Source organism: Pseudomonas sp. SDO5591_S426 (genome assembly GCF_054070755.1).
Map to the genome: position 1 here is coordinate 1 of NZ_JBSVXD010000234.1, position 7,458 is coordinate 7,458.

General features: G+C 58.7%; 4 protein-coding genes. 1 reads left to right on the plus strand and 3 read right to left on the minus strand.

Going from position 1 to position 7,458, the window contains the following annotated elements:
• Nucleotides 1–80: 80 nt before the first annotated feature.
• Entirely contained in the window at nucleotides 81–434 is a 354-nt protein-coding gene (locus tag ACW9JC_RS27115) for a hypothetical protein (protein WP_457458846.1), read from the minus strand.
• Nucleotides 435–951: 517 nt separating this feature from the next.
• Between ACW9JC_RS27115 and ACW9JC_RS27120 the strand changes: the two genes are divergently transcribed.
• Complete coding sequence (locus tag ACW9JC_RS27120) at nucleotides 952–5,838, plus strand: NAD-glutamate dehydrogenase (protein WP_457458848.1); 4,887 nt, start codon at nucleotides 952–954, stop codon at nucleotides 5,836–5,838.
• 100 nt (nucleotides 5,839–5,938) lie between these two features.
• Here the strand turns inward: ACW9JC_RS27120 and ACW9JC_RS27125 are convergent, their stop codons facing one another.
• Entirely contained in the window at nucleotides 5,939–6,649 is a 711-nt protein-coding gene (locus ACW9JC_RS27125; RefSeq protein WP_457458850.1) for an ATPase, read from the minus strand.
• Nucleotides 6,650–6,878: 229 nt separating this feature from the next.
• Complete coding sequence (locus ACW9JC_RS27130; protein ID WP_457458852.1) at nucleotides 6,879–7,298, minus strand: cupin domain-containing protein; 420 nt, start codon at nucleotides 7,296–7,298, stop codon at nucleotides 6,879–6,881.
• Nucleotides 7,299–7,458: the final 160 nt, after the last annotated feature.

Consider the following 7,458-nt stretch of genomic DNA (forward strand, 5'->3'; position numbering starts at 1 on the left):
AATGTGTTGCACAAGTCGCATTCACACCGCTGAAACCTGTGGGAGCTGGCTTGCCAGCGATGGGGCCCATCCAGACGCCTTTAAAGTTCGCTAATGAAGGTGCCAGTCCCATTGAGAATGTTCTGCAATGTTTCTTCCACTTCCACCAAATCGCTCGGGCCGGTGCTGTGAGTAATCTCCAGCACATCATCCCCATTCAACGCATCGGCATCCGCCGCTGCAATTTCAATCTTCAACAGGGTAGGGCTCAACGTGACCTTCACGCCATCCAGCGTCGAAGGTTCGCCATCCAGGGTGATTTCCAGTTCGTCTTCGTCCGGATAGCGGCTCATCAGGAACATTTCGCCCTTTTCGCTATGGCAGCAGAGCATGGCCATGTTGTCTTCCTCGTCGTCGCACGGGTTGACGATCAAGAGGGCGGTGGTCATTTGCATGGGAAATTCCTGGCTCGACGAGCATTGTGAAGACGAACAAAGGGCGATTCTGCCAGCCCACGCACATTTATGCTCGTCCGAGTGTCAGAGGATGTGTCGTGAACGGCAGAAGTGTTGCTGGTCATTTCTGGTACGGATGTGCCGGAAATTCGGGCATAAATCGGCCAAAACTGCATACGGCTGCTAGTGTTATCCGATGCGCCGCCGCCACGCTGCGTACCGTTGACCGAATATGTCGCAGCACCGCAAGCACGGGCCTTGCCGCACTCGTTAAGCTGCGCAACGGATGAGCACCCGTAAAGACATTGCGCTGCACGCAGCCCAGTCGTTTTTGCAGATGCCCATTCACGGAAGGTGAATGTGACCCGAGTGTCTCGTCCAGCTTCACCCACCTGTCACCCTGTTTCCTCTGCCCGAGAATCAGGAACCGGGTGACGGGTAGCTTTGAAACATAGCCCCGAAAGGGGTGTTTCGCGCGACGCTTCCATCAATAACAAGCCCAAGCGGAGTACCACAGATGGCGTTCTTCACCGCAGCCAGCAAAGCCGACTTCCAGCACCAACTGCAAGCGGCACTGGCGCAGCACATCAGTGAACAGGCACTGCCACAAGTGGCGCTGTTCGCTGAACAATTCTTCGGCATCATTTCCCTGGATGAACTGACCCAACGTCGGTTGTCCGACCTCGCTGGCTGTACCCTTTCTGCGTGGCGCCTGCTTGAGCGCTTCGATCACGCGCAACCACAAGTGCGCGTCTACAACCCCGATTACGAACGCCACGGCTGGCAGTCGACCCACACTGCGGTCGAAGTGCTGCACCACGATCTGCCATTCCTGGTGGACTCGGTGCGCACCGAGCTGAACCGTCGCGGCTACAGCATCCACACCCTGCAAACCACCGTGCTGAGCGTGCGTCGCGGCAGCAAGGGCGAGTTGCTGGAAATCCTGCCGAAAGGCACCCAGGGCGACGACGTGCTGCAAGAGTCGTTGATGTACCTGGAAATCGACCGTTGCGCCAACACCGCTGAACTGAACGTACTGACCAAAGAGCTGGAGCAAGTGCTCGCCGAAGTACGCGTCGCGGTTGGCGATTTCGAGCCGATGAAAGCCAAGGTCCAGGAAATCCTGACCAACCTGGACAACAGCCGCTTCGCCGTCGATGCCGACGAGAAGAACGAAATCAAGAGCTTCCTGGAATGGCTGGTGGGCAACCACTTCACCTTCCTCGGCTATGAAGAGTTCGTGGTCAGCGATGAAGCCGATGGCGGCCACATCGCCTATGACAAGGATTCCTTCCTTGGCCTGACCAAACTGCTGCGCGCCGGCCTGACCTACGATGACCTGCGCATCGAAGACTACGCCGTGAACTACCTGCGCGAACCGACCCTGCTGTCGTTCGCCAAGGCCGCACACCCAAGCCGTGTACACCGTCCGGCTTACCCGGATTACGTGTCGATCCGTGAAATCGACGCCGACGGCAAGGTCATCAAGGAATGCCGTTTCATGGGCCTGTACACCTCGTCGGTGTATGGCGAGAGCGTGCGGGTCATCCCGTACATCCGCCGCAAGGTCGCGGAAATCGAGCGCCGCTCCGGCTTCCAGGCCAAGGCTCACCTGGGCAAGGAACTGGCGCAGGTACTCGAAGTCCTGCCGCGCGACGATCTGTTCCAGACTCCGGTGGATGAGCTGTTCAGCACCGTGATGTCGATCGTGCAGATCCAGGAACGCAACAAGATTCGCGTGTTCCTGCGCAAAGACCCGTACGGCCGTTTCTGCTACTGCCTGGCCTACGTGCCGCGTGACATCTACTCCACCGAAGTGCGCCAGAAGATCCAGCAAGTGCTGATGGATCGCCTGAAGGCCTCGGACTGCGAGTTCTGGACCTTCTTCTCCGAGTCCGTGCTGGCTCGCGTGCAGTTGATCCTGCGTGTAGACCCGAAAAACCGCCTCGACATCGACCCGCAGCAGCTGGAAAAAGAAGTGGTGCAGGCCTGCCGCAGCTGGCAGGACGACTACTCGGCCCTGACCGTCGAAAGCTTCGGCGAAGCCAACGGCACCAACGTGCTGGCGGACTTCCCGAAAGGCTTCCCGGCCGGTTACCGCGAGCGTTTCGCAGCGCATTCGGCCGTGGTCGACATGCAGCACCTGCTGAGCCTCAACGAAAAAAATCCGCTGGTGATGAGCTTCTACCAGCCGCTGGGCCAGGTGTCCGGTCAGCGCGAGCTGCATTGCAAGCTGTACCACGCCGATACCCCGCTGGCACTGTCCGACGTGCTGCCGATCCTGGAAAACCTCGGCCTGCGCGTGCTGGGTGAATTCCCGTATCGCCTGCGTCACACCAATGGCCGCGAGTTCTGGATTCACGACTTCGCGTTCACGGCTGCCGAAGGCCTGGACCTGGACATCCAGCAACTCAACGACACTTTGCAGGACGCGTTCGTCCATATCGTTCGTGGCGATGCCGAGAACGATGCGTTCAACCGCCTGGTGCTGACCGCCGGCCTGCCGTGGCGTGACGTTGCGCTGCTGCGTGCCTACGCCCGTTACCTGAAGCAGATTCGTCTGGGCTTCGACCTGGGTTACATAGCCAGCACCCTGAACAATCACACCGACATCGCTCGCGAGCTGACCCGGTTGTTCAAGACCCGTTTCTACCTGGCGCGCAAGCTGAGCAGCGACGACCTCGAGCAGCGTCTGGAACACGCGATCCTGACCGCTCTGGACGACGTTCAGGTGCTCAACGAAGACCGCATCCTGCGTCGCTACCTTGATCTGATCAAAGCGACCCTGCGGACCAACTTCTACCAGACCGACGCCAACGGCCAGAACAAGTCGTACTTCAGCTTCAAGTTCAACCCGCACTTGATCCCTGAGCTGCCGAAGCCTGTGCCGAAGTTCGAAATCTTCGTGTACTCGCCACGGGTCGAAGGCGTGCACCTGCGCTTCGGTAACGTTGCTCGTGGCGGCCTGCGCTGGTCCGACCGTGAAGAAGACTTCCGTACTGAAGTCCTGGGTCTGGTAAAAGCCCAGCAAGTGAAGAACTCGGTCATCGTACCGGTGGGCGCGAAGGGCGGCTTCCTGCCGCGTCGCCTGCCACTGGGCGGCAGCCGAGACGAGATCGCGGCCGAGGGCATCGCCTGCTACCGCATCTTCATTTCGGGTCTGTTGGACATCACCGACAACCTGAAGGACGGCGCCCTGGTGCCACCGACCAACGTCGTGCGTCATGACGACGATGACCCGTACCTGGTAGTAGCGGCGGACAAGGGCACTGCAACCTTCTCCGACATCGCCAACGGCATCGCCATCGACTACGGCTTCTGGCTGGGTGACGCGTTTGCGTCCGGTGGTTCGGCCGGTTACGACCACAAGAAAATGGGCATCACCGCCAAGGGCGCGTGGGTCGGCGTACAGCGCCACTTCCGCGAGCGCGGCATCAATGTCCAGGAAGACAGCATCACCGTAGTGGGCGTCGGCGACATGGCCGGTGACGTATTCGGTAACGGCTTGCTGATGTCCGACAAGCTGCAACTGGTTGCTGCGTTCAACCACCTGCACATCTTCATCGACCCGAACCCGAACCCGGCGACCAGCTTCGTCGAGCGTCAGCGCATGTTCGACCTGCCACGTTCGGCGTGGTCGGATTACGACACCAGCATCATGTCCGAAGGCGGCGGTATCTTCTCGCGCAGCGCGAAGAGCATCGCGATTTCCCCGCAGATGCAGGAACGCTTCGACATCAAGGCCGACAAACTGACCCCGACCGAACTGCTCAACGCCTTGCTCAAGGCGCCGGTGGATCTGTTGTGGAACGGCGGTATCGGTACTTACGTCAAGGCCAGCAGCGAAAGCCACGCCGATGTCGGCGACAAGGCCAACGATGCACTGCGCGTGAACGGCAACGAACTGCGCTGCAAAGTCGTGGGCGAGGGCGGTAACCTCGGCATGACCCAACTGGGTCGTGTGGAATTCGGCCTCAATGGCGGCGGTTCCAACACCGACTTCATCGACAACGCCGGTGGTGTGGACTGCTCCGACCACGAAGTGAACATCAAGATCCTGCTGAACGAAGTGGTTCAGGCCGGTGACATGACCGACAAGCAACGCAACCAGTTGCTGGCGAGCATGACCGACGAAGTCGGCAACCTGGTGCTGGGCAACAACTACAAGCAGACTCAGGCCCTGTCCCTGGCAGCCCGTCGCGCCTTGCCGCGGATTGCCGAATACAAGCGCCTGATGAACGATCTGGAAGGTCGCGGCAAGCTGGATCGCGCCATCGAGTTCCTGCCTGCCGAAGACGCACTCAACGAGCGCATCGCCGACGGCCATGGCCTGACCCGTGCCGAGCTGTCGGTGCTGATCTCCTACAGCAAGATCGACCTCAAGGAGCAGCTGCTGGGCTCCCTGGTGCCGGATGATGACTACCTGACCCGCGACATGGAAACCGCTTTCCCGCCGACTCTGGTGAGCAAGTTCTCCGAAGCCATGCGCCGTCACCGTCTGAAGCGCGAAATCGTCAGCACCCAGATCGCCAACGACCTGGTCAACCACATGGGCATCACCTTCGTTCAACGACTCAAAGAGTCGACCGGCATGAGCCCGGCGAACGTGGCCGGTGCTTATGTGATCGTGCGCGACATTTTCCACCTCCCGCACTGGTTCCGTCAGATTGAAGCCCTGGATTACCAGGTTTCCGCCGACGTGCAACTGGAGCTGATGGACGAGCTGATGCGTCTGGGCCGTCGCGCCACGCGCTGGTTCCTGCGTGCCCGTCGCAACGAGCAGAACGCTGCCCGTGACGTCGCACACTTCGGTCCGCACCTGAAAGAGTTGGGCCTCAAACTCGACGAGTTGCTCAGTGGCGAGATCCGCGAAACCTGGCAGACCCGTTATCAGGCGTACGTCGAAGCCGGTGTGCCGGAGTTGCTGGCACGCATGGTGGCTGGTACTTCGCACCTGTACACCCTGTTGCCGATCATCGAGGCTTCCGACGTGACTGGCCAGGATCCGGCCGAAGTGGCCAAGGCGTACTTCGCCGTGGGCAGCGCGCTGGACATCACCTGGTACATGCAACAGATCAGCGCTCTGCCGGTTGAAAACAACTGGCAGGCCCTGGCCCGTGAAGCGTTCCGTGATGATGTGGACTGGCAGCAACGTGCGATCACCATCTCGGTCCTGCAACAGGGCGACGGCACCCAGGACGTGGAAACACGTTTGGCGCTGTGGATCGCGCAGCACGGCAGCATGATCGAACGCTGGCGCGCCATGCTGGTGGAAATCCGTGCCGCCAGCGGCACTGACTACGCCATGTATGCAGTGGCCAACCGCGAGCTGCTGGACCTGGCGTTGAGCGGTCAAGCGGTAGTGCCTGCCGCTGTCGCCGTCGAGCTGGAACCGGCGGCCTGATCAGGCGTTGAATGAAAAAGCCCCGCATTGAGAGATGCGGGGCTTTTTTTGTCTGTGGGATTTGTGGTGTTTGTGCTGGCCCGCGATGGGGCCATTGATCTCAATACAACTTCTGCCCCGTTGTAGTATCAATCATCGATACATTACTTGTCGGACTAGTCAGTAAATTACTGAGCGACTGGTCAAACTTCTGCAGTGCCCTTACTTGCACATTCTGTTGTTCGTTAATGTCGGCAACAATCTCTTCGCTACGTTTGAAATCCGCCCATACCGGGCTGAGCGCTTTGGCGTCATAACCTTGTGCAGTTGCGATGTAGTTGAAGTTGCTGTCATAAAAGTCCGCGCTGACTTTGGATTCAACGTCCGAACTGCGTGAGGTGATCAACTGGCTGCGGCTGTCGATGATGGCGACGACATCCGGTTTCGCGGCTTTCAGGCTTTGCATGTCCGGATACACCGTGACCGAACCGAACTGCCGTTGCAGCGAAGCCTTGACCCAGTCCACTGCAAGGTCGGGTTTGGAGGTGGCGACGTAGGCGTCGTGGATGTCCTGCACCAGCAGGCTCTGACCGAAACCGGTGCCGGCATTGGCTTGGTAATCCTGCAGGTAGGCGCGGTTGGCCTGGGTGTTTTGGCTGTACACCACGCCCAGGGAAACATTGCTGCCGTTGGAAATGCGGGTCGCGTTGCTGCGGCCTACCGGTTCAGTGAAGATTCCGTCCAGCGAGGAAACCGCCGAAGGCGCCGTGGGCACCGAGCAGCCGGCCATGAGAGCAGCCAACGATAACGTACTGACAAGTGCAAGTTTCATTGTGTTTCTCCAGTGAAACAACATCAGTAGGGAAGTTGAAGTTGCCGGAAGCGGCCGGCAGTGATTTCAGACTAAACCGTGAAGAACGAAATGAAATAGCCAATATCCGTCGTTATCACGTGACCGATAGTTTTGTTTGGTTTAAAGAAGTTCGGGTAATTGCCCGGAGAAATAAAAACGCCCGAATCGTGGATTTGGGCGTATTTATTTATGGCTGTCGGTTCAGCGATCAGTTTTTCAACGGGATCAACACTTTCTCGTCTGGCGACAACACCATGAACACCAGCAACTTGGCGGGCTCGGTGGCGCTGGCGTTTTTCGACACCAGATGTTCGGAACCGGCTGCCTCGTACCAGTATTCGCCTGTCTTGTAGGTCACTTCTTTTTCGCCTTTGACTTGGGAAGTAATAGATCCCGAGAGGACGTATGCCATGGCCGTGCCGTCGTGTTTATGGGCAATGGATGATTGGCCGGGCTTGTAGTCGACCTCGATCATCAGCGCCTTTTTCCCCGGTACGTTTTTCAGCATCTGGTCCTGCAATACCGTGACTTTTTCCGAAGGGTCACCGGCTTCATGGGCGAATGCCGAGGCGGAGATAGATAAGGACAGGGCAACAAGGGGAGCGGCACAGAAGCGCAAAACGTTCATGGTTCATCACCTGCGGTGGGTTAGTGGTGTAGAACCAATCTAGTGCGCGGCGAGTGGCAATCAAACAGCCAATATTCGGGAAGGTCAGGTGACCAATGTCCACCGTTTAAAACAAAAGATCGCAGCCTGCGGCAGCTCCTACAGAGAAATGCATAATCCC